General features: G+C 51.1%; 1 protein-coding gene. It reads left to right on the forward strand.

Annotation, left to right across the window (positions count from 1 at the left end; genetic code table 11):
• The coding region (locus tag NLF92_RS12995; RefSeq protein WP_284700441.1) for a flavoprotein at positions 1-272 on the forward strand (272 nt) is incomplete at both ends.

The raw sequence follows: 272 nt of genomic DNA on the forward strand, positions 1-272 counted from the left end.
GTTTTTCACCAACCGATATAATGCAAAACCGGGCCAGATACGCGTTTGCGGCAAAGAGGAATGGTTTGCCCCGGTTGCCTCAGGGTCTGCCGCGCCGAAACAAATGGTCGTATGCCCCTGCTCCACTGGCACCTTGTCGGCAATTTCGATAGGTGCCTGTGATAATCTGATAGAACGCAGTGCAGACGTAGTGCTCAAAGAGCGTGGGCAGCTTATACTGGTCCCTCGGGAAATGCCGTTGTCGACGATACATTTAGAAAATATGCTAAAAC

The sequence above is a fragment of the Opacimonas viscosa genome (assembly GCF_024199005.1).
Lineage (GTDB): Bacteria > Pseudomonadota > Gammaproteobacteria > Enterobacterales > Alteromonadaceae > Opacimonas > Opacimonas viscosa.